The sequence below is a fragment of the Kitasatospora sp. NPDC003701 genome (genome assembly GCF_053587085.1).
The window spans coordinates 14,711-39,612 of record NZ_JBSFNM010000078.1; the positions used below are offsets into that span (position 1 = coordinate 14,711).

The following is a 24,902-nucleotide window of genomic DNA, read 5'->3' on the forward strand; positions in this document are numbered from 1 at the left end:
CTACTTCTTCGCGGTGAGCACGTCGTCCACCGAGAGCGTCACCGACGCCCCGATCGACTCGGGCAGCGTGAACGACTGGCCCGGGTGGTGGACGGCGTGCACCCGGTACTCCCCGTCCTGCGGCTCGGTGAGCACCATCACCCGCTGGTTGCTCCGATCCACGATGACGTAGACCGGCACCCCGGCGGAGGCGTAGGCGGCGGGCTTCTTCTTCAGATCGTCAGCGAGGTTCGACGAGGTCACCTCCAGCACGAGGCGGAAGGCCACCGGGTCGTAGCAGTTGTACTCGACGAGGTGGTCCTCGATGTCGGCGTCGGTGATCACCAGGTCGGGAACGGCGAAGTCCGACGGCCCGTCCGGCAGCCAGAGGCCGACGTTCTGCAAGACCTCGCTCTCGCCGTGGCCGAGGCCCGCTGCGAAGAGCGCCGGCATGAGGCGGCTCAGCGACTTACCGTGCGAGGCGTTCGTCGGCGGCGTCACGGTGATCTGGCTCCCGACGATCTCGACCCGGTAGCCGGCGAACTGGTTGGAGATCAGCTCGGCGACCTCGAGCAGCGTCGGCTGCTCCACTGGCTCGTCCACTGCGGCGGCGGACATGGAGTCCCTCCTGATTGCCGATGTCGAGAGCATCATCGTAGGCCGCGGACGCCGTAGGCCGCCCGATCCTCGGTCTTCACCCGAACGAGCGGCCCCGGGCCCCTAACGCGCCCGCAGTCGCAGCGCCGGGCGGGCCTCCTCCTCGGCCTCCTCCTGGCCGGCGGCCCAGAGCGAGCGGACGTGGCCGAGGTGGCGGGACATACAGGCCTCGGCGGCCTCCGCGTCGCCGGAGAGCATCAGGTCGAGCAGCTCCAGGTGCTCCTCGGCGGAGGAGACCAGCTCGCCGCGCTGGTCGAGGCGGTTGAGGCCGTAGAGCCGGGAGCGCTTGCGCAGGTCGCCGACGACCTCGACCAGGCGGGCGTTGCCGGCCAGGCCGAGCAGGTCCAGGTGGAACTGCCGGTCGGCCTCCAGGTAGCCGATCAGGTCGTGCTTGCGGGCGGCGGCCACGATCGCCTCCGCCTGCGGGCGCAGCGCCTCCAACTGCTCGGCGGTGGCGGTGCGGGTGACCCGGCCGACGGTCGGGACCTCGATCAGGGCGCGGATCTCGGTGAAGTCGTCGAGGTCGCGCTCGGTCAGCTCGGTGACCCGGAAGCCCTTGTTGCGGACGGCTTCGACCAGGCCCTCGCGGGCGAGGTCGAGCATCGCCTCGCGGACGGGGGTCGCGGAGACGCCGAAGTCGGCGGCGAGCGCGGGCGCGGAGTACACCACGCCGGGGCGCAGCTCGCCGGAGATCAACGCGGCCCGGAGGGCGTGGGCGACCTGGTCGCGCAGCCGCTCCTGGACGGAGATCAGGGTGCGGGGTTTGAGGTCGGCCATGGTGTTCCTCCGGATGGGTCGCAGAACACCAGCGTACAATGTCACGTTACGTTGAGTGTGCAACATTCCGTTATTCGGAGCATCCTCAACGACCCCTTTGCCCTGGCGGGGCCCATCGTGGCAGTGGCCGCCGGCCGTGGCAACGGCCGGCGGCACATCCGCCCCCGGGCCGCCCGGCCACGCCCGCCCGAACAGCACCTGCACGACTCTGTAACGAACGCTCTATTCAGTTCCCGGACTAGACTCACCCCCCGTGAAGACGACGACCACCGGGACCCGCGAACGGATCGTCCGGTCCACCTCCCGGCTGTTGCGGCGCCAGGGCTACGAGGGCACCGGGATCAAGCAGATCGCGCGCGAGGCGCAGGCCACCCTCGGCTCCGTCTACCACTTCTTCCCGGGCGGCAAGCAGGAGTTGGCCGCCGAGGCGATCCGGCACGGCGGCCAGGAGTTCGCCGGGCTGCTCCGCACCGGCCTGGCCACCGCCGACGACCCCGCGGAGGCGATCACGGCCTGCACCGGGCTGCTCGCCACGAGCCTGCGCGAGTCCGAGTGGCAGGACGGCTGCCCGATCACCAGCACCGCGCTGGAGACGGTCGGCCGCGCGCCCGTGATCGAGCAGGCCGTCGCCGAGGCCTTCACCCACTGGCGCGCCGTCGTGGCGGAGAAGCTGCTGGCGGGCGGCCTCGGCGCGGACGACGCACGCGAGCTCGCCGCCACGGTGGTCAGCACCCTGGAGGGCGCCGAGCTGGCCGCCCAGGTGGCCCGCGACGAGGAGCCGCTGCACACCGCCGGCAGGCACCTGGCCCGGCTGATCCGCACCTACCGGTAGCGGGCACGCGAAAGCGGCCGGCGTGGCCGGGGATCCCGTCCCACCACGCCGGCCGCGGCTTCGGCCCACCCGTACAGCAATCGACCACAGCCCGAGGAGACCGACATGGGCATCGAACTCGCCCTCTACACCGGCCGCCCGCACCGCGGCCGGGGCGCCCCCGCCCTGCTCCGGGGCTCGTACCACCACGGCGAGGCACTGGCGGCGGCCCTGGCCGCCCACACCCACCCCACCGACCAGCGCCTCGGCCGGGTCGACCCGTACGGCGACACCCTGTTCAACGAACAGGACGCCGGGGCCGCCCTGGCCGAGACGACCGCCCTGCTCGCCCGCTGCACCACCGAGGACCACCGGGCGGCCGTCCTCGACCTGGCCGAGCTGCTCGCCGCGTGCGCCCGCACGCCCGGCAGTTGGCTCTGCTTCGTGGGCGACTGACGCCCGGCGGCGATCGGCCCCGGCGGGCGCCGCGCGGCGCGGCCCCGCCCGTCAGCCCCGGCGGTGGATCTCCGCCGCGACGGCGAGGTCCTGCCAGGCCATCCCGACGCTCTTGAAGAAGCGCGGCCGGTCGCTCGGCACCGGTACCTCGCCGCGCACCAGCTCGGCCAGGTTCCAGAGCGGATCGGCACCGGTGACGCCCGCCATCAGCAGGTCCCCCGCCTCCCGCAGCGCGGCCGCCCGCGCCTCCACGTAGAGCGCGGCCCGGCCGACCAGCACCGAGTCCACCTCCCGCGCGTCCGGCTCGTGCGAACCGACGGCCGCCACCGCGGCGTGGTCGGGCACCAGCGCGCCGTCGAACAGCGGGGTGCGCGCGGTGGTGCAGCAGACCACCAGGTCCGCCTCGGCCACGGCGGACGCCGTGCCCACCGAGGCCGCCAGCCCGAGCCCGCGCGCGTACCCCGCCAGCGCCTCGGCGGGCGCCGCGCTGCGGGCCACCACGGTGACCCTGGTCAGCGGCCGGACGGCGAGCAGCGCGTCCAGGTGCCCGTACGCCTGCGGGCCGGCCCCGAACAGGACGAGGTGCGCGGCGTCCGGCGCGGCCAGCCGGCGCAGCGCGACGGCGGTGACGGCGGGCGTGCGCAGCGCGGTGAGCGCCGCGCCGTCGAGCAGGGCGACCGGCTGCAGCGTCGGCCCGTCCAGCAGCAGGTAGCTGCCGGTGATCCGGGGCAGGCCCCGGGCGGCGTTCCCGGGGGCCACCCCGGCGATCTTCACCCCGGCGTACTCGGCCGTGGCCGCGGGCATCAGCAGCAGCTCGCCGGCCGGCACCGGTACCGCCGACCGGGCGGGCCCGGCCTCCGGGTCCAGCCCGGCCAGCAGCACCCGCTCGATGGCCTCGGCCGCCCGGGCCGGGCTCACCAGCCCGTCGGCCGGCCCGGCGGAGCCCGGCGCGGCGGGCTGGAGCGGCTCAGCCGCCGCGCCGGGCAGCAGGAGGGGTTCGGGGCGGGAGGCGGTCACAGCAGGAACCCCGTCCCCAGCGTGTCGTCCGGGTCGAGCAGGAAGGTGTGCTCGCCGGTGCGGTGGGCGGTGCCGGTGACCTCGGTGACCACGCCGGCGCCGAGCGGGTCGCCGCCCGGGAGCACCCGGCCGGTGAACACCGTCCCGATCACCGACTCGTGCCGCAGCTCCTCGCCGGGTGCCAGCCGCCCCTCGGCGGCGAGCACGGCCAGCCGCGCCGACGTGCCGGAGCCGCAGGGCGAGCGGTCGATCTGCCCGTCCGCGAACACGGTGACGTTGCGCTGGTTCGGCCCCGCCGCGCCGTCGGGCAGTTCGTCGTGGAGGATCACGCCGTAGACGCCCGAGAGCCGCGGGTCGGTCGGGTGCCGGACGGCCGGCGAGTCGGCCAGGGCGGCGCGGATCTCCCGTCCGACGGCGGTGAGTTCGGGCAGCAGGCCGGGTTCGACGGCGAGCCCGAGCGCGGCCGCCGGTACCGAGGCGTAGCACGCCCCCGCATGGGCGACGGCCACCTCGACGGTGCCGCGCGAGGTCCGCACCGGCAGCTTCTGCGCGCTGACGACGGCCGGGACGTTGCGGAAGGTCACCCCGGTGGTCCGCCCGCCGGCCCGGTGGACGGTGGCGGTGACCCGCCCGGACGGCACGTCGATCCGGACCCGGGCCACCCCGTCGTCCGGGGCCTTGACCAGTCCGGAGTCCACCGCCCAGGCGCCGAGCGCGATGGTGCCGTGGCCGCAGGCGGTGGAGTAGCCGTCCTTGTGCCAGAAGAGCACGCCCAGGTGCGCCTCGTCGTCGTCCGGCGGCACCAGGAACCCGCCGTACATCCCGGCGTGCCCGCGCGGCTCCCGGACGAGCAGCTGCCGCACCTCGTCGAGCGCGCCCGGCCGGGGCGCGGTGGCCGTGCCGCCCGCACCGATCGCGACGGCCCGCCGCTCGGCGACGCCGTCCCCGGGCACGGCGGGGGCGCCGCCGACGACGATCCGGAAGGGCTCACCGGCGCAGTGGTAGTCCACCGTGCGAACGGGCATCACGCACCGCCGGCCGGCAGCAGGGTGACGGTACGGGCGGCGGTGTAGAAGTCCAGCGCCGCCTGGCCCTGCTCCCGGTCACCGTGGCTGGCGCCCTTGGCGCCGCCGAACGGCAGGTGGAAGTCCACGCCGCTGGAGGGCGCGTTGACCCGGATCATGCCCGCGTCGAGCCGGTCGGCGGCGGCGAGCGCGGCGTCCAGGTCGCGGGTGTGCACCGAGGCCGCCAGCGTGTACGGGGTGTCGTTGGCGAGCGCGATCGCCTCGTCCAGGTCGGCCGCCGCGTGCAGGACGGCGATCGGGCCGAAGAACTCCTCGCGGCGCAGCGGGTGGTCGTCCGGCACCGCGGTGACCAGGGTCGGGTCGAGGTACCAGCCGGTCCGCTCCGGTGCGTCACCGCCGGTCAGCACCTCGGCCCCGGCCTCGCGGGCGGAGGCCACCGCGGCGGTGATCCCGTCCCGGGCGGCGGCGTTGATGACCGGCCCGCAGGAGGTGTCGTCGAGCTGCTCCAGGGCCTTCACCAGGGCGGCCCGCAGCGGCTCGTAGGCCGCGCCGACGGCGATCACCCGGCTGGTGGCGGTGCACTTCTGCCCGGCGTACCCGGCGATCGCGGCGGCCACGTGCGCGGCGGCCTGCGTCATGTCGGCGTCCGGAAGGACCAGGGCCGCGTTCAGCCCGCCGAGTTCGGCCTGGACCGGGATGCCGCGCTCGGTGGCGGTCCGGACGACCTGCCGGCCCACCCCCGTGGAGCCGGTGAACGAGACCACGTCGGCGATGCCGACCAGCTCGCCGCCCTCCGCGCCGCCGCCCGGCAGCACGGTGAGGACGTCCGCCGGCAGACCGGCCTCGGCGATCAGCTCGCCCAGCCGCAGCGCGCAGCCGACCGCCTCCGAGGACGGCTTGAGCACCACGGAGTTGCCGACGGCCAGCGCCGGGGCCGCCTTCCAGGTGGGGATCGCCAGCGGGAAGTTCCACGGCGTGATCAGCCCGGCCACCCCGTAGGGGCGGCGGCGGGTGAGCAGCAGCCCGGGCCCGGCGGCGGTCTCGTGCACGGCGCCGGAGGCCGCGAACGGCGCCTGCGCGTAGTAGCGCCAGATCGCGGCGGTGCGGGCGACCTCGCCGCGCGCCTCGGCGAGCGGCTTGCCGACCTCGCGGACGACCAGCGCCGTCAGCTCCTCGGCGTTCGCCTCGACCAGCTCGGCGATCCGGGTGAGCGCGGCGGACCGGGCGCCGGCGCCGGCGGCGAGCCAGCCGGCCTGCGCGGCCCGGGCGCGCGCGACGGTGGCCCGGACGGCTTCGACGCCGGGCGCGTCGACCTCGACCACGAGGTCCTCGGGGTCGGCGGGGTTGTACGAAAGGATCGTCACAGCAGGCAGCCCTTCAGGGTGTTCAAGGGGGTTCAGAGCAGGAACCCGGCCGGGAACGGGTCGCTCGGGTCGAGGAAGTACTGGGCGGTGCCGGTGATCCAGGCCCGTCCGGTGACGGTGGGCACCACGGCGGGCCGCCCGGCCACCTCGGTCTCCTCGACCAGGCGGCCGGTGAAGGTCGTCCCGATGAAGGAGTCGTTGCGGAAGTCCCGTCCGAGCGGGAGTTCGCCCCGGGCGTGCAGCTGGGCCATCCGCGCCGAGGTGCCGGTGCCGCAGGGCGAGCGGTCGAACCAGCCGGGGTGGATGGCCATCGCGTGCCGGGAGTGCTCGGCGGTGGAGCCGGGGGCCAGCAGCTGGACGTGGTGGCAGCTGTGGATCGACGGGTCCTCGGGGTGCACCGGCCGGTCCGGGCCGGCGTTGATGGCGTCCATCAGGGCCAGTCCGGCGTCCATGATGTCCTGCTTGCGCTCGCGCTCGAACGGCAGCCCGAACTCGGCGAGCGGCAGGATGGCGTAGAAGTTGCCGCCGTACGCGAGGTCGTAGCCGATCGTGCCGTACCCGGGCACCTCGATCTTGCGGTCCAGGGCGGCGGAGTACGAGGGCACGTTGCGGATGGTCACGGCGGTGGCCGCGCCGTCCTCGACGTGCACCTCGGCGATCACCAGCCCGGCGGGGGTGTCCAGCCGCACGGTGGTGACCGGCTCGACCACCGGCACCATGCCGGTCTCGACCAGGACGGTGGCCACGCCGATGGTGCCGTGGCCGCACATCGGCAGCAGGCCGGAGACCTCGATGTACAGCACCCCGAAGTCGGCGTCCGGGCGTGTCGGCGGCTGCAGGATCGCGCCGCTCATCGCGGCGTGGCCGCGCGGCTCGTACATCAGCAGCGTGCGGAAGTGGTCCAGGTGCTGCTGGAAGTGCACGCGGCGCTCGGCCATGGTGGCGCCCGGGATGACGCCGAATCCGCCGGTGACGACCCGGGTCGGCATGCCCTCGGTGTGCGAGTCGACGGCGTGGAACACGTGGCGGCTGCGCATGTGGTTGCGGCTCCCGTCGGGGTGGGGTGGGGTGGTGGGCCGGGCCGGCTGCCCCAGCAGCCGGCCGCACCCGATGGCAGCGGTGTCGGTTACCCGAGACCCTCGGCCAGCGCCTTCTCGGTGGCCGCGCGGACGGCCGCCTCGATCTCCGCGTCGAGCGGCAGCCGCGGCTCGCGGGTGGGCCCGCCCGGGCGGCCGGCGATGTCCATCGAGAGCTTGATCGCCTGGACGAACTCGGTCTTGGAGTCCCAGCGCAGCAGCGAGTGCAGCGCCTTGTAGAGCGGCAGCGCGACGTCCAGGTCGTGCGCGACGGCCGCCTGGTACAGGGCGACGCTCGCGGCCGGCAGCGCGTTCGGGTAACCGGCGATCCAGCCGACCGCGCCGGCCAGGGCCAGCTCCAGCAGCACGTCGTCGGCGCCGATCAGCAGGTCCAGCCCCGGGGCCAGCTCGGCGATCTCGTACGCCCGGCGGACGTCGCCGCTGAACTCCTTGACGGCGACGATCGAGCCCTCGCCGTGCAGCTGCGCCAGCAGCGCGGGGACGAGGTCGACCTTGGTGTCGTACGGGTTGTTGTAGGCGACGATCGGCAGACCGGCCTTGGCCACCTCGCTGTAGTGGGCCCGGACGGCGGCGTGGTCGGCGCGGTAGGCGTTCGGCGGCAGCAGCAGGACGGAGCCGGCGCCGGCCTCGGCGGCCTGCTCGGTCCAGCGGCGGGACTCGGCGCTGCCGTAGGCGGCCACGCCGGGCATGACCCGGGAGCCGTCACCGGCCGCCTCGACGGCGACCTCGACGACCTTGGCCCGCTCCTCGGCGGTGAGCGTCTGGTACTCCCCCAGGGAGCCGTTGGGGACGACGCCGTCGCAGCCCGAGTCGATCAGCCAGCGGACGTGCTCGGCGTAGGCGTCGTAGTCGACGGAGAGGTCCGGGCGCAGCGGGATCGTGGTGGCGACCATGATGCCGCGCCAGGGCCGGGTGGTGTCGTGCGGGGTGAGGGACACAGGTGACTCCTTGGTGAGGTGTGACATTTTATTAGACGTCGCGGGCGGAGACAAGTGCCCCCGCGCCACGGGTTCAGGACGGCGGCGGTTCGGCCGCCGGACCGGCCGCGAGCTGCGAGAGCGGAACGGGGCAGGACAGTGGACGGCTGTCCGCCCGCGCGTCGCCGGCGCCGGAGAGGCAGGCCACCGCCGGACCGCACATCCGGCCCTGGCACCAGCCCATCCCGGCCCGGGTGAGCAGCTTGACGGTCCGCGCGTCGCCCGCGCCGAGCTCCTCGACCGCCTCCGTGATCCGGGCGACCGGAACCTCCTCGCAGCGGCAGACGTCGGTGTCGGGGCGCAGCCACTGCGTCCAGCCGGGACCGGGCCGGTGCGCCGCCGCCATCAGCTCGGCGAAGGCGCGCAGCCGGGAGCGGCGGCGCAGCAGAGCCGTGCGGACCGGGGCGCCGGCGACCGCGTGCGCGGCCAGCTCGCCCTCGGCGATCGCCAGGTCGGCCCCGCCGACGCCGCAGGTCTCGCCGGCCGCCCAGAGGCCGGGGAGGCTGGTGCGCAGCCGGGAGTCCACCGCGAGCGCGACCGTGCCGTCGGCCGTCGTCCTGGTCGCGGCGCCCAGTTCGGTGGCCAGCTCGATCTGCGGCAGCAGGCCGTGCCCGACGGCGAGCGCGTCACAGGCGATCCGGCGCTCGGTGCCGGGCACCGGCCGCCACTCGGCGTCCAGCCGGGCGACGGTGACGGCCGTGACCCGGTCGGTGCCGTGCGCCTCGACCACGGCGCTGCGGCGCCGCAGCCGGACGCCGTGGCGCAGCAGTGCGGCGCCGTGGCCGGCGCCCTCGACGAGCTTGGCCGGGACGGCGGCCAGGACGTCGGGGCGCCGCGCGTAGCCGAGGTAGTCGGTGGCCTCGACCACGGCGGGCACCTGCGCCCCCGCGGTGACCAGCGAGGAGGCCGCGGCGAGCAGCAGCGGCCCGCTGCCGGCCACCACGATCCGCCGGCCCGGCAGCACCAGGCCGGCCTTGAGCATGGCCTGCGCCCCGCCCGCGGTGACCACCCCGGGCAGCGTCCAGCCGGGGAACGGCAGCTGCCGCTCGTACGCGCCGGTGGCCAGCAGCACCGCGGCGGCCCGGACGGTGGCCCGGTCGGCGGCCTCGGGCCCCAGCGTGGCGTGCACCGCCCAGCCGGTGTCGCCCGGGCGCTCCAGCGCCCAGACCTGGTGGCCGGCCAGGAGGTCGACCCGGCCGGTCCCGCGGTGCACCGCGAGCCGGTCGGCCAGGCCGGTGTAGACGGACCAGCCGTGGTGCAGCCGGTCGGGGCGGGTGGCGCCCAGGCCGGGCGCGGGGTGGCGGTAGTACTGGCCGCCGGTGCGCGGGCCGGCGTCGAGCAGGGCGCAGCGCAGCCCGAGGTCGGCGGCGGCCACGGCGGCGGCGAGGCCCGCCGGGCCGGCACCGATCACGGCGAGGTCGTAGGCGCGGGGCCCGACCGGCTCGGACGACCCGGATGCTCGGGACGACCCGGACGACTCGGACGGTTCAGACGGCGAGGTCGGCACGGCCGTTGCCCTCCTGGGTGGTGACGACGGTGCCGGGCTCGGCCGGCAGCAGACAGGTGCGCTGGTTGGGGCGGCCGTCCACGACGGCCAGGCAGTCGAAGCAGGCGCCGATCCCGCAGAACGCCCCGCGCGGCTTGCCGCCCACCCGGGTGGTGCGCCAGGCCAGCACGCCGTCGGCCCAGAGCGCGGCGGCGATCGACTGCCCGGGCAGTGCGGGCACCGGCCGGCCGTCGAAGTCGATGGTGTGGGCGGGCCCCGGCTCCGCCCCGACCAGCGCGGCCGGGGTCCGGCGTTGCATCGGCGGGTTCATCCGCGCGTTCTCCATTCCGAAGTTCCTCCGATCCGCCGTGGCGCCCCTGCGCCACTCGTCCGCCCCGACAACCCGGCGGCCGGCCGCTCCGCCGGCCCGACGGCCGCCGGGCGCACCGGCCCCACCGCCGTTCACTCCCCGGCCGGGAACCGGTCCGCCCGGAACGGCGAGAGATCCAGCTCCGGCCGCTTGCCGGTGAGCTGCTCGGCGATCAGCAGCCCGGTCGCCGGGGCCAGCCCGATGCCCGCCCCCTCGTGGCCGCAGGCGTGATGGAGCCCCGGCACCCGCGGGTCGGCGCCGATCGCGGGCAGGTGGTCCGGCAGGTACGGACGGAAGCCCCGGTAGGCACGGAGCACGCTGACGTCGGCCAGGACCGGGAAGAGCGCCGCGGCCTGCGCGGCGAGCCGGTGCAGCACCTCCACCGAGAGGGTCCGGTCGAAGCCGACCCGCTCCCGGCTGGCGCCGATCAGCACCGGGCCGCCGGGGGTGCCCTCGACCACCGCGGAGGTCTGCAGCGCGGCCGAACCGCTGGCCACGTCCGCGACGTAGTCGGCGGCGTAGACCTTGCGCCGGACGATCCGCGGCAACGGCTCGGTCACCAGCACGAAGCCCCGCCGGGGCAGTACCGGCAGGTGCACGCCGGCCAGCGCGGCCAGCTCGCCGCCCCAGGTGCCGGCGGCGTTGATCACGGCGGGCGCCGCCAGCCGGCGCCGGTCGGTGACGACGCCGCGCACGGCGCCGTCCGGCCCGGTGGTCACCGCCCGGACGGTCTCACCGGTGTGCAGCACGGCGCCCGCGCGCCGGGCGGCGCGCAACAGGTGCGCGGCGGCCAGGGCGGGCTGGACCTGGGCGTCCTGCGGGTAGAGGAACCCGCCGGCCAGCCCGGGGGCGAGGTGCGGTTCGAGCTCGCGCAGCCGCTCGCCGGGGATCTCCTCGGCGCTGACGCCGACCGTCGCCTGCTCGGCGGCGAAGGCGCGCAGGGCGTCCTGGCGGGCGGGGGTGGCGGCGACCACCAGGCCGCCCTTGGGCTCGTACTCGACGGCGGTGCCCAGGTCCTCGGCGAGCTCGCGCCAGAGCCGGGTGGAGAGCAGTGCGAGGTCGAGCTCGGGCCCGGGTTCCTTGTCGGAGACCAGCAGATTGCCCTCGCCCGCGCCGGTGGTGCCGCCCGCGACCGGACCGCGGTCGATGACGGCGACGGCGAGCCCGGCTCGGGCGGCGTAGTAGGCGCAGGCGGCGCCGACCACGCCGGCGCCGACCACGACGACATCCAGGGGAGGTCTCTGAGGCTTGGACACGGCAGTAATATGTCACATGCCATCCCGCCTGCCAAGAGCGCCCCACCGGCCGGTCACCTCCACGCAAAAACCCCGGCCCGCCGGGGTGCGGCGGGCCGGGGTCGCGAGGTGGTTCACCTCATCACGTGATGTCGTCCATCTGCTCGTGCCGCGCGGCCGGCACCGGCGCGCTGGCCACCGGCGCACCGGAGGCCTCCACGGCCTCGGCACCGGCCACCGGCTGCACCGACAGGTCCAGGTGCGAGGCCTCCTCGTCGTCCAGCCCGAGGTCCGGGTTGCGACGGGCCTTGCGCCGGTCGTTCACGATGGCGATCCCGACCGCGACGAAGTACAGCGCCCAGATCGGCGCGGCCAGCACCAGCATGCTGACCGGCTCGGCGCTCGGCGTCGCGAAGGCCGCGAACACGGTGATGGCCAGCACCATGCCGCGCCACCAGCCGAGCAGCCGCTTGCCGGTGACCATGCCGACCATGTTCAGCATCACCAGCAGCAGCGGGAACTCGAAGGCGAGGCCGAAGACCAGCACCATCCGGGTGGCGATGTCGAGGTAGTCCTCGGGCGGCAGGATCGGCGTGGTGTTGTTCGGGGTGAACGAGATCAGCACGTCCACCGTGGTCGGCAGCACCAGGATGGCGCAGGTCACGCCGGCCAGGAACAGCGGCGCCCCGGCGGCCATGAAGATGATCGTGTACTTCTTCTCGTGCCGGTGCAGGCCCGGCGCGACGAAGGCCCAGACCTGGTAGAGCCAGACCGGCACGGACGCGACCACACCGGCCGTCAGCGCCACCTTGAGCATCCAGGTGAAACCGGCGGTCAGACCGATGTTGGAGACCTGGGCGCACTTGCCGTGGAACTGGTTGGCGGTCTCCACCGTGCAGTGCGGCAGCGGCTTCAGCAGGAAGTCCTCGAGCTGCTTGTGGTAGACCGCCGCGACGATCGTGACGAGCACGATCGCCAGGACCGACTTGACCACGCGGTTCCGCAGTTCGCGCAGATGGTCGGCAAGGGCCATCCGCCCCTCAGGATCCTTGGGCGCCTTCGACGCCTTGGAGAGCTTGCTCAACCCCGGTCCTCAACTCGTGCGTCGAGGCCCGCCGGTCGGCGGGCCTCAGTGGTCGCGTGCGTCACGTGCGTCGCGGACCGCTCAACGCGGGCCGCCGCCGTCCGTTCCCGTCCCCGCGGGCTGCTCGGCCACCGGCCGGGCCGTCCCAGACGCCCCCGGAGCGGCCTGGATCGTCTTGGCGGTGTCCACCCCCACGGCGGGCGCGGGCTGGGCCGGCGCGCTCTCGTCCGCGGCACCGTCCGACCGCATGGCCTTGGTCTCGCTCTTCAGGATCCGCATCGACTGGCCGAGCGAGCGCGCCAGATCGGGCAGCCGCTTGGCGCCGAAGAGCAGAATGGCAAGAACCACGATCACCAGGATCGCGGTCGGCGAGATCCGCATGTTCGACCACCTTCAGTCATGGCGGCGCCGGCGGGCCGCCCGCTGCGGGGATGGTAACCGCTGCGGATGACGCCCTGACGACGGCCGCCCGAACAGGACAGCGGCCCCCGTCGCACTTTCAGGAGCCTGCTGAGAGCGTAACCCGCCCGAACCTCCGGACAGCAGCCCCCCGTACCCCTGAGGTGCGCCCGACCGCCGCCGGTTCCCGGCCGCCGGCCGGACCGGCCGACCCGGACGGCCGCCGGCGGGCCGCTCAGCGCCCGGGGACCGCCGCCGCGAGATCGCCGGCCGCCTCGGCCAGCGCCCGGGAGGCGGCGTCCACTCCCTTGGCCAGCGTCCGCACGTCCAGCCAGAGCCGGATCGCGAGAACACCGAGGACCAGCAGACCGGCGGTGGCGAGCAGGACGGCGGCGACGAGCATCCAGGACATGGCCACCACCCTATCCGCCGGCCCCGGCCCGACCGGCCCCGCCCGACGCCGGGCCGGCCCGGGCCGCGCACGACCCGGCGCTCACCCCTGGGTGGAGCCCCCGGCCGGCACCAGCCGCATCGTCCGCACCCCGGCGCCGGTCAGCGCCGACACGATCTTCTCCCCCGCCGGCTTGCGGACCGACGCCCCGCAGAGCGGGCAGCCGAAGCTGTAGTGCGCCTGGGCCGGCGTCCGGCCCAGCGTGAGGCGGAACTCCTCCGCGGGCAGCTCCACCTTCTCCCGGCACTGCGAGCAGTAGACCTTGAATCTGGTACCCGGCTCCACGGCTCAGACCTGCCCCTGCCCGCCGACCGTCCGCTCCCCGTAGGCGGCCAGCGCCTCCAGCGCCGCCGCCCGCGCCTGCTCGGCGAGCGCCGGCGGCGAGACGATCCGCCCGTCCCGGCCCAGCCGCAGCGCCAGCGGGCGCAGCTGCGACGGGTCGGCGCTGCGCAGGGTGATCCGCAGCCCGCCGTCCGGCAGTTCCTCGGCCCGGTCGTGGGTGTAGTACTCGGCCACCCAGCGCCCGCCGGAGGACACCTCGACGACCACCTCGGGGTCGCTCGCGGACGGGTTGACCAGTCCGCCCGAGAGGTCGCGCGGCTCACGCCGGGGCGGGTCGGAGGGGACGTCCAGCACCCTGATCTCGGCGACCCGGTCGAGCCGGAACATCCGGTGGTCCTCGGAGGTCCGGCACCAGGCCTCCAGGTAGGTGTGGCCCTCGGTGAGCAGCCGGATCGGGTCGACCTCGCGCTCGGTCATGCCGCCGCGCCCGTGCGAGTAGTAGCGCAGCCAGAGCCGCCGGCCCTCGCTGAGCGCGCGGTCGATGTCGGCGAAGACGTGGCTCTCGGCCTCGAAGGTGACGCCGACCCGGGCGCTGCCCTCGGCACTGTCCCCGGCGGCGTTCTCGATCTTGGCGACGGCGCGGGTGAGCGCCTCCCGGTCACCGGCCCGCAGACCGGGCAGGCCCGCCACCGCGCGGGCGGCGACCAGCAGCGCGGTCGCCTCGTCGGCGGCCAGCCGCAGCGGCTGGGCAACGTCGTCGACGTTGTGCCACCAGATCCGCTCGCCGTCGGTGTCGATGTCGAGCAGGTCGCCGCCGCGGAAGCTGGTGCCGCACATCGGCAGGACGTTGAGGTCGCCGATCAGCTCGCGCTCGGTGATGCCGAAGGCCCGGGCCACCTCGGCCACCTCGGCGCCGGGGCGCTCGCGCAGGTAGGTGACCAGCGACAGCATCCGCCGGGTCTGGTCGATCGCGTTGCTCATGCCCGCACTCCTTCAGCACTCTCCACCGCGCCGCCGTCCGCGGCGCCCGCCCCGGCCACCGCGCGCAGCCGCTCGATCACGTCGGAGCGCAGCTCCTCCGGGCCGAGCACCAGCACGTCCGGCCCGAACTCGGCGAGGTCCGCGCCGAGGCCGTTGCCGTACGGGATCTCCAGCCGGTCCCAGGCCTCGTCGACCCGGACGGTGCTCAGCGCCTTGGTGCGCAGCGGGAAGCCCGCGCCCCGGCGGACCTTGACGACCGCGGTCGCGGTGGCGCCCTCGCCGGCGAACTTGGCGACGGTGGCCCGGACGTCGACGTGCTCGGGGACGGTGCCGAGGAAGGCACCGGAGCGGGTGCGGACCTTGCCGGTGATCCGGCTGAGCCGGAAGACCCGGGCGTCGGCCCGGTCGCGGTCCCAGCCGGCCAGGTACCAGTGGCCGCGCCAGCACTCCAGCGCCCAGGGCTCCACGGTGCGCTGCTCGACGGCGGCGGCGCCGGCCTTGCGGTACTCGAAGGTGACGGGGCGGCGGTCGCGGGCGGCGGTGAGCAGCGGCTCGAACGCGGACTCGCGCGCGGGGATGCGCGGTTCGAGGGCGGTGCGCCCCTCGGTCTCGGTGAACGGGACACCGGCGGCGCGCAGCTTCTGCAGGGCGCCGCTGGCCGCGCCGGACATCTTGGCCTGCTGCCAGACCCGGGCGGCGAGGGTGAGCGCGGCGGCCTCCTCGGCGTCGAGGGCGATCTCCGGCAGGCGGTTGCGGTCGGCGCGGGCGAGGTAGCCGAGTTCGCCGTCGAGGGCGTTCTCGTCGACGTCGATGACCAGACCGAGTTCGCGCAGGTCGTCCTTGTCCCGCTCGAACATCCGGTTGAAGGCGTCCTCGCTGCTGTTCTGCCAGGCCTCGCGGTACGCCTCGATGGATTCCCGCAGCTCCTTCTTGGAGAGCGGACGTCTGGTGTTCATCAGGCACAGGGCGAGATTCATCAGCCGCTCTGCCTTGGCGATCGCCATCGCTGACCCTTCCGGTGTGCCGCGCAGCGCGCGGGGTGCGCCCGCCGGGCAGTGGTCGACCCGGCGGGACCGACCGTACCGGTAGCGGTACGCACTGCAAAAGCCGAGTCCGGAAACGCGCGGGGCCGCACCCCCGGGGCGGGGGTGCGGCCCTCGGTCACGACCGGCTCAGACGCCCAGCAGGTCGACCACGAAGATCAGCGTCGAGCCCGCCGGGATGAGCGGGGACGGCGACTGGTTGCCGTACGCCAGGTGCGCCGGGATGACCAGCTCGCGGCGGCCGCCGACCTTCATGCCGACGACGCCCTGGTCCCAGCCCTTGATGACGCGGCCAGCACCGAGCGGGAACGAGAACGCGCTGCCGCGGTTCCAGCTGGCGTCGAACTCCTCGCCGGTCTCGAAGGTCACACCGACGTAGTGGACCTTGACGACCTGGCCGGGCTTGGCCTCGTCACCGGTGCCGATCTCGATGTCGCGGATCTGCAGCTCGACGGGCGGCTCGCCACCCGGGAAGTCGATCTCCGGCTTCTTCTTGTCGCTCACAACTGCCTCTTCTCACGATGGGTTCGATCATGACCAAGCGGCGGGCGCCCGCACCCCGGTCCGTTACCCGGACCACGGTACGGGCGCCCGCCGCCCGTACGGGCTCGGCCACGCGGCCGGTCCCGAAGGTCACACGCCCACCATTGTCACCCGAAAGTGGATCAGCCCTGACCCGCATCGAGGATATCGACCACGAACACCAGGGTGGAGTTGGCCGGGATGTCACCCTGCGCCTGGTCCTTGTAGCCCAGCGAGGCGGGGATGACCAGCTCGACCCGGCTGCCGACGGTCTGCCCCTCCAGGCCCTGGTCCCAGCCCGCGATGACCTGGCCGCCGCCGACCGGGAAGGAGAAGGCCTGACCCTTGCTCAGCGAGGAGTCGAAGACCTTGCCGTCCTTGAACAGCGCGCCGGTGTACTGGACGACGACCTTCTCGCCCTTCTCGACCTTCGGGCCGGAGCCCTTGATCAGGACGTGGGACTTGAGCTCGGTCGGGTCGGCGGCGCCGGCCACCGGGGTGATGTCGGCCGGCTTCTTGCCGTTGTCCTTCACCTGCGGGAAGTCCGCGGGCGGCGGGGTCACGGTGCCGCTGACCACCGCGTCGGGCGCGTTGCTGTTGCGGATGTCGATGACGAAGACCAGGTTGTCCTTGGCCCCGATCGACATGTTCGGGTTGCCCTGGGCGCCGAACGCGGCGGCCGGCGGGGCCACCACGAGCACCCGGCTGCCGGCCTTCTTCCCGACCACGGCCTGGTCGAGCGCCGGGATCAGCGCGTCGGTGCCGGCCTGGAAGATCTGCGGCTTGCCCGACTCGTCGTACGAGCTCGGGATGTCCTTGCCGGTCGTCCAGTCCTTGGCCGTGTAGTCGACCGAGGTCCAGGAGTTCTTCTCGACCTTGGGACCGTTGCCCTCGGACAGGACCTTCACCACGAAGCTGCCGTCGGCCTGCTCGCCGGGCACCTCGATGGTGGCCTTCTTGCCGAACTCGCCGGTGATGGTCGGCAGCACCTTGGCGCTGTCCTTGATCGGCGGCACCGGCTCGGCGGACGGCGTGGGCGGCGCGGACTTGACCGCGTCCGGCTTGGCCGCGGTGTCCGCCTTGGAGCCGCCGTCACGGTTCACGACGTACAGCGTGATCCCGCTGCCGACCAGCAGCACCGCCAGCACGGTGCCCAGGATCACACCGAGCTTGCCGACACCGGGCGGGTTCTCGTCGTACCCGGCCTCCGAGGTGTCCTGGCGGCGCACGTTCGAGGCGAAGATCTGCGGGGTCTCGTCGGTCTTCGTCCCGCCCGCGCTCCGCTTCGCCTGGCCGGCTTCGCCGGGCTGGACCCAGCCGGGCGAGTGCTTCAGGATCGACGGCGGTACGACGATCGACTCGCCGTCGCCGGGCAGCGGGCCACCGGGCCGCGAGTCGGCCGGGTCACCGGCGGAGTTTCCGTTCGCGGTGCCGGCCCCGCCCGGGCTCGACGCTTTCTCAGACATGACTCCCCATCCATCTCGCCACGAGGTCTTCGAGGTCTACGGCCGGCGTGGTGAGCGCCGGAGTGCTGTCGCACTGCCGCCCGGAGCCCGGACGCCGACGGCGCCTACCACAGTGCGAGGGCAGTATGACAGGTCAGGATGAGGGCGGACGCTTCCCTGTGCGAGCGTCCGCCCAAGCGTACGGACCCCACCCGTCACTTCCTAGAGCCCGGCGGGCTCAGACCGCCTCAAGAATGTCGATCACGAAGACCAGCGTCGAGTTCGGCGGGACGGAGCCCTGCGCCTGGTCCTTGTAGCCGAGGGCGGGCGGCACCACCAGTTCCACCCGGCTGCCGACGGTCTGACCGACCAGGCCCTTGTCCCAGCCCTCGATCACGCTGCCGGTGCCGATCTGCAGCGCCTGCGCACCGCCGTGGCTCCAGGACGAGTCGAACTGCTGGCCGTTGCTCCAGAGCACCCCGGTGTACTGCACGACGAGGGTCTGCCCGGACTTCACCTGCTTGCCCTCGCCCTTGATCAGCACCGCCTGCTGGAGGTCGGTGGGCGGGGCCTGCCCGGGCGGGATGGTGATCGTGACGGCGGCCTTGCCGTTGTCCTTCACCTGCGGGAGGTTCGCCGGCGGCTGGGTCATGGTGCCGGAGAGGGTGGAGTCCTGCGGCAGGCTCTCCATGATGTCCAGCACGAAGACCACCGTGTCACCCGGGCCGACCCCGAGCTGGCCGTTGCCCTGGGTGCCGAACGCGGCGGCCGGCGGGGCCACGACCAGCAGCCGGCTGCCGACCTTCTTGCCGATCACGCTCTGGTCGAAGGCGGGCACCAGCTGCCCGCTGCCCGCCTGGTAGAGCTGCGGCTTGCCGCCCTCGTCGTAGGAGCTGGGCAGGTCCTTGCCGGTCGTCCAGTCCTTCGCCGAGTAGTTCACCGTCACCCAGTCACCCTTGTTGACCGTGGAGCGGTCGCCCTCACTGACGGTGTTCACCACGAACTGACCGCTGGGCGCTCCGTCCGGGATGGTGATGGTGGCCTTGCTCCCGAACCCGCCGCCCGACAGGGTCGGCATCGGCGAGGCCTCGTTCACCGGCGCCGGCACAGTGGGGGCCGCGCTCGACGCCGTGGGCGTCACCGGGCTGGTCGCCTTGGTGGAGCTGCTGCAGGCGACCGCCAGCAGCAGGGGCAGGGTGAGAAGCAAACCGGCGGTGCGGCGCACGGCGTTCCTAACTGTCGGTCAAAGTCGGATCTCCGGACTCGACGGACAGCGTATTCCCCGACGGTGTCCGGCCCCGGTAGACACCGCCGGGGCCGGACACCGCAAAGATCACATCGGGACGGCTCGGTCTCACATCCCCGCGATCAGCTTCTCCACCCGCTCGTCGACCGAGCGGAACGGGTCCTTGCAGAGCACCGTCCGCTGCGCCTGGTCGTTCAGCTTCAGGTGCACCCAGTCGACCGTGAAGTCCCGGCGCTGCTCCTGCGCCCGGCGGATGAAGTCCCCGCGCAGCCGGGCCCGGGTGGTCTGCGGCGGGACGGACTTGGCCTCGAAGGTCTTGAGGTCGGTGGTCATCCGCTTCGCCTGGCCCTTGCCCTGGAGCAGGTAGAACAGGCCGCGCCGGCGGTGGATGTCGTGGTACGCGAGGTCGATCTGGGCCACCCGCGGGTTGGACATGCTCATCTGGTGCTTCTCGCGGTAGCGCTCGATGAGCTTGTACTTCATGATCCAGTCGATCTCGGTGGCCACCCCGTCCAGCCGCTCGGTGCGGACGGCCTCCAGGGTGCGGCCCCAGAGGTCCAGCACCTGGGCGATGGTGCCGGTGTTGATGCCCTTGCGGTCGGCGAACTCCAGCGCCTTGCTGTAGTACTCCTCCTGGATGTCCAGCGCGCTGGCCTCCCGGCCGTTGGCGAGCCGGACCTGGTGGGTGCCGGTGAGGTCGTGGCTGACCTCGCGGATCGCCCGGATCGGGTTCTCCAGGGTGAGGTCGCGCATCACCACGCCGGCCTCGATCAGCCGGAGCACCAGGTCGGTCGCGCCGACCTTGAGCAGGGTGGTGGTCTCGGACATGTTGGAGTCGCCGACGATGACGTGCAGCCGGCGGTACCGCTCGGCGTCGGCGTGCGGCTCGTCGCGGGTGTTGATGATCGGGCGGGAGCGGGTGGTCGCGGAGCTGACGCCCTCCCAGATGTGCTCGGCGCGCTGGCTGACGCAGTACACCGCGCCGCGCGGGGTCTGCAGCACCTTGCCGGCGCCGCAGATCAGCTGGCGGGTCACCAGGAACGGGATCAGCACGTCGGCCAGCCGGGAGAACTCGCCGTGCCGGGCCACCAGGTAGTTCTCGTGGCAGCCGTAGGAGTTGCCGGCCGAGTCGGTGTTGTTCTTGAACAGGTAGACGTCCCCGGCGATGCCCTCCTCGTGCAGCCGCCGCTCGGCGTCCACCAGGAGCCCCTCGAGGATGCGCTCGCCCGCCTTGTCGTGCGTCACCAGCTCGACGACGTCGTCGCACTCGGGGGTGGCGTACTCGGGGTGGGAGCCCACGTCGAGGTAGAGGCGGGCACCGTTGCGCAGGAACACGTTGCTGCTGCGGCCCCAGGAGACAACGCGGCGGAAGAGGTAGCGCGCCACTTCGTCCGGTGACAGCCGTCGCTGACCCCGGAATGTGCAGGTGACGCCGTACTCGTTCTCCAGCCCGAAAATTCGGCGGTCCATGGCACCTTCTCTCGAAGGAATCACCGGCTGTGGCCGGTGCGCGGATCTGGGTCCTGAATTCTGCGGCACCGGGCCGCAGCTGGCCTCGTGGCTGATCCCCTGCTGCGGCAGCGGGCAGGGCTTGTCCGGGGCCGGCCGTCAGGTCGGCTCGAAGCCCCGCGGTCTCGACCGTTGGGGAGGAGTCACGAGGCATCCGTTCTCTGGGAGGACCTCCGAAGGAAGTCCCGCACGACGGCGGGTGGTGACCGCCGTACGGGACTCCCCGGCACTGCTAGTCCGACTCGGCCGCCGGCGGGGCGGCCGCCGGCTTCTCGTCGTCGTCCGTCTCGGCGGTCTCGTCGCCGTCGAGCAACCGGGCGAGCTGGCCGCCCAGGATGCGCTTGAACTTGCGCTGCTGGAAGCGCTGGCGGTCCAGGACCGCCACCTCCAGCTGCTCGGGGGTCAGGGTGCGCGGGCTTCCGCCGTTGGGATCCCGGGCGAGGGAGTCCACCGCGACCTTGATCGCGTCGGTCAGGGACAGCCCGCTGCGGTGGCGCTGGCCCAGGTAGTTGCCGATCGAGTCGGCGTTGCCGCCGACCACCACGTAGTTCTTCTCGTCGACGACCGAACCGTCCGGGGTGAGCCGGTAGATCTGGTCCTCGTCCGGCGTGCGGCCGACCTCGGCCACGATCAGCTCGACCTCGTACGGCTTCTCGCCGACCGAGGAGAAGATGGTGCCGAGCGTCTGGGCGTAGACGTTGGCCAGGCCCCGGGCGGTGACGTCGGCCCGGTCGTAGGAGTAGCCGCGCAGGTCGGCGTAGCGGACGCCGCCGATGCGCAGGTTCTCGAACTCGTTGTAGCGGCCGACCGCCGCGAAGGCGATCTTGTCGTAGATCTCGGAGACCTTGTGGAGCGCCCGCGAGGTGTTCTCCGCGACGAAGACGATGCCGTCGACGTAGGTGAGCACGACCACGCTGCGACCGCGCGCGATGCCCTTGCGGGCGTACTCCGCGCGGTCCGCCATGGCCTGCTGGGGCGAGACGTAGAACGGTGTCGACACCGGCGGTCGTCCCTTCCTTGGTAGGTGTGGCTAGAGCAGCGGGGCCTGCGGGCCGTTGGGGTGGATGAGGCGCTCGTCGGTGATCGAGACGGCGATCGCGGAGACCTCGGCCTCGGTGAGCCGGCGGAAGCCGTCCTCGGTGATCAGCGAGACGATCGGGAAGATCTTCCGGGCGAGGTCCGGACCGCCGGTGGCGGAGTCGTCGTCGGCCGCGTCGTAGAGCGCCTGGACGACCAGGGTGGAGGCCTGCTCGGCGGTCAGGTCGGCGCGGTAGAGCTTCTTCAGCGAGCCGCGGGCGAAGACCGAGCCGGAGCCGGTGGCGGCGAACCCGCGCTCCTCGGAGCGGCCGCCGGTGACGTCGTAGGTGAAGATCCGGCCGCGGCCGAGGTCGAGGTCGTAGCCGGCGAAGAGCGGGACGACCGCGAGGCCCTGCATCGCCATGCCGAGGTTCCCCCGGATCATGGTGGTGAGGCGGTTGGCCTTGCCCTCCAGCGAGAGCACCGCGCCCTCGATCTTCTCGTAGTGCTCCAGCTCCAGCTGGAAGAGCCGGACCATCTCGACCGCGAGCCCGGCGGTGCCGGCGATGCCCACCGCGCTGTACTCGTCGGCCGGGAAGACCTTCTCGATGTCGCGCTGGGCGATGACGTTGCCCATGGTCGCGCGTCGGTCACCGGCGATGACCACACCGCCGTCGAACACCGCCGCGACGATCGTCGTCCCGTGCGGGGCCTCGATGACCGCCCCCGCGGGGAGCCCGCGCCGACCGGGAATCAGCTCCGGCTGGTGGTCGGCCAGGAAGTCGAGGAACGACGAGGACCCCGGGGTCAGGAAGGCAGCCGGTAGACGCCCGGTGCCACGAGTGTTGGCTTCCACACGATTCCTTCCAGGTAGTCGGCAGCCCGGCGCAGGGCGTCGGGCCTGTCCTTCATCTGCCCCAAAGCCGCATTGCAGGCGAAACGGAGGACACCACGGACCCTACCCGTTTCATGGTCGTGATCCACATGCTCCGCCCGCTTCGCCGGGCAGATCACGCGCAGCCCATGCTGTTCGGCGAGCACGGCCTGCAAGTCGGCCTCGGTGAGCCCGTGCGTCTTCGCGAAATAGCGGCGCCGCCCCTCCACCTTTCGGCAGGGCTTGCAGTAGGCGTTGCAGCCGCCCGCCGAGGTGCGGTTCCGGCCCCACTCGGCATGGGGCCCGATCTCCTCGCACCTCGGGCACCGCTTGTGTCCTTCGGGGACGGCGACGCGCTGCCGCACCACCTTCCCCCTGGCGAGCCGGCGCCGCCGGTAGTACTCCGCCGAGCATTCCCGGCAATAGTGCTGCAGACCATTCTCCGCAGTCCTATTGCTCGCGAATTCCGCCCGAAAGAGCCATCGCCGGCAGCGCCCGCACCATGCCCGATTCACAGAATCGGACATAAGCGTTATTGCCCACCCTTTTGGACAAATTGACGAACGAAATCTTCAGCATTGGACTCGAGGACCTCGTCGATTTCGTCGAGAACCGCGTCGACGTCGTCGCTCAGCTTTTCCTGGCGCTCCTTGAGCTCGTCGGAATTCTGCGCTTCCGCGGCCTGCTCCTCGGCCTCCTCGGAGGAGCGGTTCGCCCGCTGCTGGCCGCCGTCGGTGTCCTTGCTCGCCATTTCCCTCACCCCGCTCGATCGGTCTGGCACGGTTTGGTCGCTGCTTGCTGCACCGACCCTATACACAAGGTGCGACTACCGCTCCTGCTTTGCCGGTGGCGCTTCCTGTCCAACACCCGCTGTCACTCCGGATGATTCCCATTCGGCGGACGTTCACCCGTGGTGATCGAAAAGTTACCCGCCGGACAGCACCCGGAGCAGGTCCTCGGCCGTGCGGCAGCGGTCCAGCAGCTCCTTGACGTGGTTGCGGGTGCCGCGCAGCGGCTCCAGCGTGGGGACCCGCTGGAGCGAGTCACGGCCGGGCAGGTCGAAGATCACCGAGTCCCAGGAGGCGGCCGCCACGTGGTCCGCGTACTGCTCCAGACAGCGCCCGCGGAAGTAGGCCCTGGTGTCCTCCGGCGGCTTGGAGACGGCCCGCTCGACCTCCTCGTCGGTCAGCAGCCGCTCGAACCGGCCACGGGCCACCAGGCGGTTGTACAGCCCCTTCTCGGGCCGTACGTCGCTGTACTGCAGGTCGACCAGGTGCAGCCGGGAGTTGTCCCACTCCAGTGCGTCGCGGCTGCGGTAGCCCTCCAGGATCTCCCGCTTGGCGATCCAGTCCAGCTGCCGGGAGAGCGACATCGGATCGCGCTCCAGCCGCCCCAGCACGTCCTCCCAGCGCGCCAGGACGTCCACCGTCTGCTCGTCGGCGTCGGTGCCGAAGCGGTCCTCGACGTACTTGCGGGCCAGCTCGAAGTACTCCAGCTGGAGCTGGACCGCGGTGAGCCGGCGCCCGTTGCGCAGCGTGATGAGGTGCTTCAGCGACGGATCGTGGGAGATCCGGTGCAGGGTGCGCACCGGCTGGTCGACGGCGAGGTCGGAGGCGATGAAGGAGTCCTCGATCATCGCCAGCACCAGCGAGGTGGTGCCCAGCTTGAGGTAGGTGGAGATCTCCGAGAGGTTGGCGTCCCCGATGATCACGTGCAGCCGGCGGTACTTCTCGGCGTCGGCGTGCGGTTCGTCCCGGGTGTTGATGATCGGCCGCTTGAGCGTGGTCTCCAGGCCGACCTCGACCTCGAAGTAGTCGGCGCGCTGGCTGATCTGGAAGCCGTTCGCCGAGCCGTCCTGGCCGATGCCGACGCGGCCGGCGCCGGTGACCACCTGGCGGGAGACGAAGAACGGGGTGAGGTGGCGGACGATGTCGGCGAACGGCGTCGCCCGTTTCATCAGGTAGTTCTCGTGGGTGCCGTAGGAGGCGCCCTTGTTGTCGGTGTTGTTCTTGTACAGGTGGATGGTCTGCCCGTTGGGCAGTTCCAGGGCGCGCTGGGCGGCGGCCGCCATGATCCGCTCGCCGGCCTTGTCCCAGAGCACGGCGTCGCGCGGGTTGGTCACCTCGGGCGAGCTGTACTCGGGGTGCGCGTGGTCCACGTAGAACCGCGCGCCGTTGGTGAGGATGATGTTCGCGAGGCCGATGTCCTCGTCGGTCAGCTGGCTGGCGTCCGCCACGTCGCGCGCGAGGTCGAAGCCCCGGGCGTCGCGCAGCGGATTCTCCTCCTCGAAGTCCCAACGGGCCCGCCGTGCCCGGTGCATCGCCGCCGCGTACGCGTTGACGATCTGGGACGAGGTGAGCATGGCGTTGGCGTTGGGGTGCCCGGGTACGGAGATCCCGTACTCGGTCTCGATGCCCATCACGCGCCGTACGGTCATGCGGCCCTCCTTGCCCGGTGTGCCGCCCCCCACGGGCGGAACACGCTGACGTACCGCTGAACAACACCGACGCGGGCGGTGTGCCCGCGAACGGTGGGTCGAGCCTAGAACGCGGCACCGACAGGCGGGCCCCGAGACGCGCCGTCCGGCTGCGGGGCCGCGAGGCGCCACAGCCGGACGGGGTGCGTGCTGTTCCGGGGGACGCCGCCGGCGGCCCGGAGTGGTTCGGTTACAGGTACTGCCCGGTGTTGGCGACGGTGTCGATCGAGCGGCCGGACTCGGCGCCCTGCTTCCCGGTGACGAGCGTGCGGATGAAGACGATCCGCTCGCCCTTCTTGCCGGAGATCCGGGCCCAGTCGTC

At 73.1% G+C, this 24,902-nt stretch carries 27 protein-coding genes; 2 read left to right on the top strand and 25 right to left on the bottom strand.

Features of this window, described 5'->3' with window-relative positions; all coding sequences use genetic code 11:
- Nucleotides 1–597, bottom strand: a complete 597-nt coding sequence (locus tag ACWDRR_RS39780; protein WP_449777175.1) for a Uma2 family endonuclease — start codon at nt 595–597, stop codon at nt 1–3.
- A gap of 102 nt (nt 598–699) precedes the next feature.
- A complete protein-coding gene (locus ACWDRR_RS39785; protein ID WP_449777176.1) occupies nt 700–1,413 on the bottom strand; it encodes a GntR family transcriptional regulator in 714 nt (237 codons plus the stop codon).
- Nucleotides 1,414–1,666: 253 nt separating this feature from the next.
- Between ACWDRR_RS39785 and ACWDRR_RS39790 the strand changes: the two genes are divergently transcribed.
- Complete coding sequence (locus ACWDRR_RS39790) at nt 1,667–2,245, top strand: TetR/AcrR family transcriptional regulator (protein ID WP_449777177.1); 579 nt, start codon at nt 1,667–1,669, stop codon at nt 2,243–2,245.
- 105 nt (nt 2,246–2,350) lie between these two features.
- Entirely contained in the window at nt 2,351–2,680 is a 330-nt protein-coding gene (locus ACWDRR_RS39795; RefSeq protein WP_449777178.1) for a hypothetical protein, read from the top strand.
- A gap of 51 nt (nt 2,681–2,731) precedes the next feature.
- Here ACWDRR_RS39795 and ACWDRR_RS39800 read toward each other — a convergent pair whose 3' ends face one another.
- The 23 genes from ACWDRR_RS39800 to dop all read right to left on the bottom strand — a co-directional run bounded on the left by ACWDRR_RS39800 (nt 2,732) and on the right by dop (nt 24,541).
- Complete coding sequence (locus ACWDRR_RS39800) at nt 2,732–3,601, bottom strand: ornithine cyclodeaminase family protein (protein WP_449777196.1); 870 nt, start codon at nt 3,599–3,601, stop codon at nt 2,732–2,734.
- A gap of 92 nt (nt 3,602–3,693) precedes the next feature.
- Entirely contained in the window at nt 3,694–4,722 is a 1,029-nt protein-coding gene (locus ACWDRR_RS39805) for a proline racemase family protein (protein ID WP_449777179.1), read from the bottom strand.
- Nucleotides 4,722–6,095, bottom strand: a complete 1,374-nt coding sequence (locus ACWDRR_RS39810) for an aldehyde dehydrogenase family protein (protein ID WP_449777197.1) — start codon at nt 6,093–6,095, stop codon at nt 4,722–4,724. Before ACWDRR_RS39810 ends, ACWDRR_RS39805 begins: the two co-directional genes overlap by 1 nt.
- Before the next feature lie 23 nt (nt 6,096–6,118).
- Nucleotides 6,119–7,123, bottom strand: coding sequence for a proline racemase family protein (locus ACWDRR_RS39815; RefSeq protein WP_449777180.1), 1,005 nt, complete (start codon nt 7,121–7,123; stop codon nt 6,119–6,121).
- Between the two features lie 89 nt (nt 7,124–7,212).
- Entirely contained in the window at nt 7,213–8,076 is an 864-nt protein-coding gene (locus ACWDRR_RS39820) for a dihydrodipicolinate synthase family protein (RefSeq protein WP_449777198.1), read from the bottom strand.
- A gap of 118 nt (nt 8,077–8,194) precedes the next feature.
- Nucleotides 8,195–9,571, bottom strand: coding sequence for an FAD/NAD(P)-dependent oxidoreductase (locus tag ACWDRR_RS39825; protein ID WP_449777181.1), 1,377 nt, complete (start codon nt 9,569–9,571; stop codon nt 8,195–8,197).
- Nucleotides 9,572–9,647: 76 nt separating this feature from the next.
- Nucleotides 9,648–9,992 carry a (2Fe-2S)-binding protein gene (locus ACWDRR_RS39830; protein ID WP_449777182.1) on the bottom strand — a complete coding sequence of 115 codons (345 nt, stop codon included), beginning with the start codon at nt 9,990–9,992 and terminating at the stop codon, nt 9,648–9,650.
- A 116-nt stretch (nt 9,993–10,108) separates the two neighbouring features.
- Nucleotides 10,109–11,272, bottom strand: coding sequence for an NAD(P)/FAD-dependent oxidoreductase (locus ACWDRR_RS39835; protein WP_449777183.1), 1,164 nt, complete (start codon nt 11,270–11,272; stop codon nt 10,109–10,111).
- A 121-nt stretch (nt 11,273–11,393) separates the two neighbouring features.
- Entirely contained in the window at nt 11,394–12,284 is an 891-nt protein-coding gene (gene tatC / locus ACWDRR_RS39840; protein ID WP_449777199.1) for a twin-arginine translocase subunit TatC, read from the bottom strand.
- Nucleotides 12,285–12,416: 132 nt separating this feature from the next.
- Complete coding sequence (gene tatA, locus ACWDRR_RS39845) at nt 12,417–12,716, bottom strand: Sec-independent protein translocase subunit TatA (protein ID WP_449777184.1); 300 nt, start codon at nt 12,714–12,716, stop codon at nt 12,417–12,419.
- A gap of 253 nt (nt 12,717–12,969) precedes the next feature.
- Nucleotides 12,970–13,146, bottom strand: a complete 177-nt coding sequence (locus ACWDRR_RS39850; RefSeq protein ID WP_363608754.1) for a hypothetical protein — start codon at nt 13,144–13,146, stop codon at nt 12,970–12,972.
- An 81-nt stretch (nt 13,147–13,227) separates the two neighbouring features.
- The gene (locus ACWDRR_RS39855) at nt 13,228–13,470 is read right to left on the bottom strand and encodes a hypothetical protein (RefSeq protein WP_387886779.1); all 243 of its coding nucleotides are present in this window, start codon (nt 13,468–13,470) and stop codon (nt 13,228–13,230) included.
- 3 nt (nt 13,471–13,473) lie between these two features.
- Entirely contained in the window at nt 13,474–14,448 is a 975-nt protein-coding gene (locus ACWDRR_RS39860) for a helix-turn-helix transcriptional regulator (RefSeq protein WP_449777185.1), read from the bottom strand.
- A complete protein-coding gene (locus ACWDRR_RS39865; protein WP_449777186.1) occupies nt 14,445–15,452 on the bottom strand; it encodes a helix-turn-helix transcriptional regulator in 1,008 nt (335 codons plus the stop codon). Before ACWDRR_RS39865 ends, ACWDRR_RS39860 begins: the two co-directional genes overlap by 4 nt.
- Before the next feature lie 168 nt (nt 15,453–15,620).
- A complete protein-coding gene (locus ACWDRR_RS39870; protein ID WP_449777187.1) occupies nt 15,621–15,995 on the bottom strand; it encodes an FKBP-type peptidyl-prolyl cis-trans isomerase in 375 nt (124 codons plus the stop codon).
- 161 nt (nt 15,996–16,156) lie between these two features.
- The gene (locus ACWDRR_RS39875; RefSeq protein ID WP_449777188.1) at nt 16,157–17,479 is read right to left on the bottom strand and encodes an FKBP-type peptidyl-prolyl cis-trans isomerase; all 1,323 of its coding nucleotides are present in this window, start codon (nt 17,477–17,479) and stop codon (nt 16,157–16,159) included.
- A 217-nt stretch (nt 17,480–17,696) separates the two neighbouring features.
- Nucleotides 17,697–18,683 carry an FKBP-type peptidyl-prolyl cis-trans isomerase gene (locus ACWDRR_RS39880; RefSeq protein ID WP_449777189.1) on the bottom strand — a complete coding sequence of 329 codons (987 nt, stop codon included), beginning with the start codon at nt 18,681–18,683 and terminating at the stop codon, nt 17,697–17,699.
- 129 nt (nt 18,684–18,812) lie between these two features.
- Nucleotides 18,813–20,174, bottom strand: a complete 1,362-nt coding sequence (gene pafA / locus ACWDRR_RS39885) for a Pup--protein ligase (protein WP_449777190.1) — start codon at nt 20,172–20,174, stop codon at nt 18,813–18,815.
- Between the two features lie 271 nt (nt 20,175–20,445).
- On the bottom strand, nt 20,446–21,213 hold the full coding sequence (prcA, locus tag ACWDRR_RS39890; protein WP_449777191.1) for a proteasome subunit alpha: 768 nt from the start codon (nt 21,211–21,213) through the stop codon (nt 20,446–20,448).
- Between the two features lie 30 nt (nt 21,214–21,243).
- Nucleotides 21,244–22,086, bottom strand: coding sequence for a proteasome subunit beta (prcB, locus tag ACWDRR_RS39895; protein ID WP_449777192.1), 843 nt, complete (start codon nt 22,084–22,086; stop codon nt 21,244–21,246).
- The gene (locus ACWDRR_RS39900; RefSeq protein WP_449777193.1) at nt 22,038–22,469 is read right to left on the bottom strand and encodes an endonuclease VII domain-containing protein; all 432 of its coding nucleotides are present in this window, start codon (nt 22,467–22,469) and stop codon (nt 22,038–22,040) included. The genes prcB and ACWDRR_RS39900 overlap by 49 nt, the downstream gene beginning before the upstream one ends.
- Before the next feature lie 167 nt (nt 22,470–22,636).
- Entirely contained in the window at nt 22,637–22,855 is a 219-nt protein-coding gene (locus ACWDRR_RS39905; RefSeq protein ID WP_449777194.1) for a ubiquitin-like protein Pup, read from the bottom strand.
- A 174-nt stretch (nt 22,856–23,029) separates the two neighbouring features.
- On the bottom strand, nt 23,030–24,541 hold the full coding sequence (dop, locus tag ACWDRR_RS39910) for a depupylase/deamidase Dop (RefSeq protein ID WP_449777195.1): 1,512 nt from the start codon (nt 24,539–24,541) through the stop codon (nt 23,030–23,032).
- Nucleotides 24,542–24,902 lie beyond the last annotated feature (361 nt).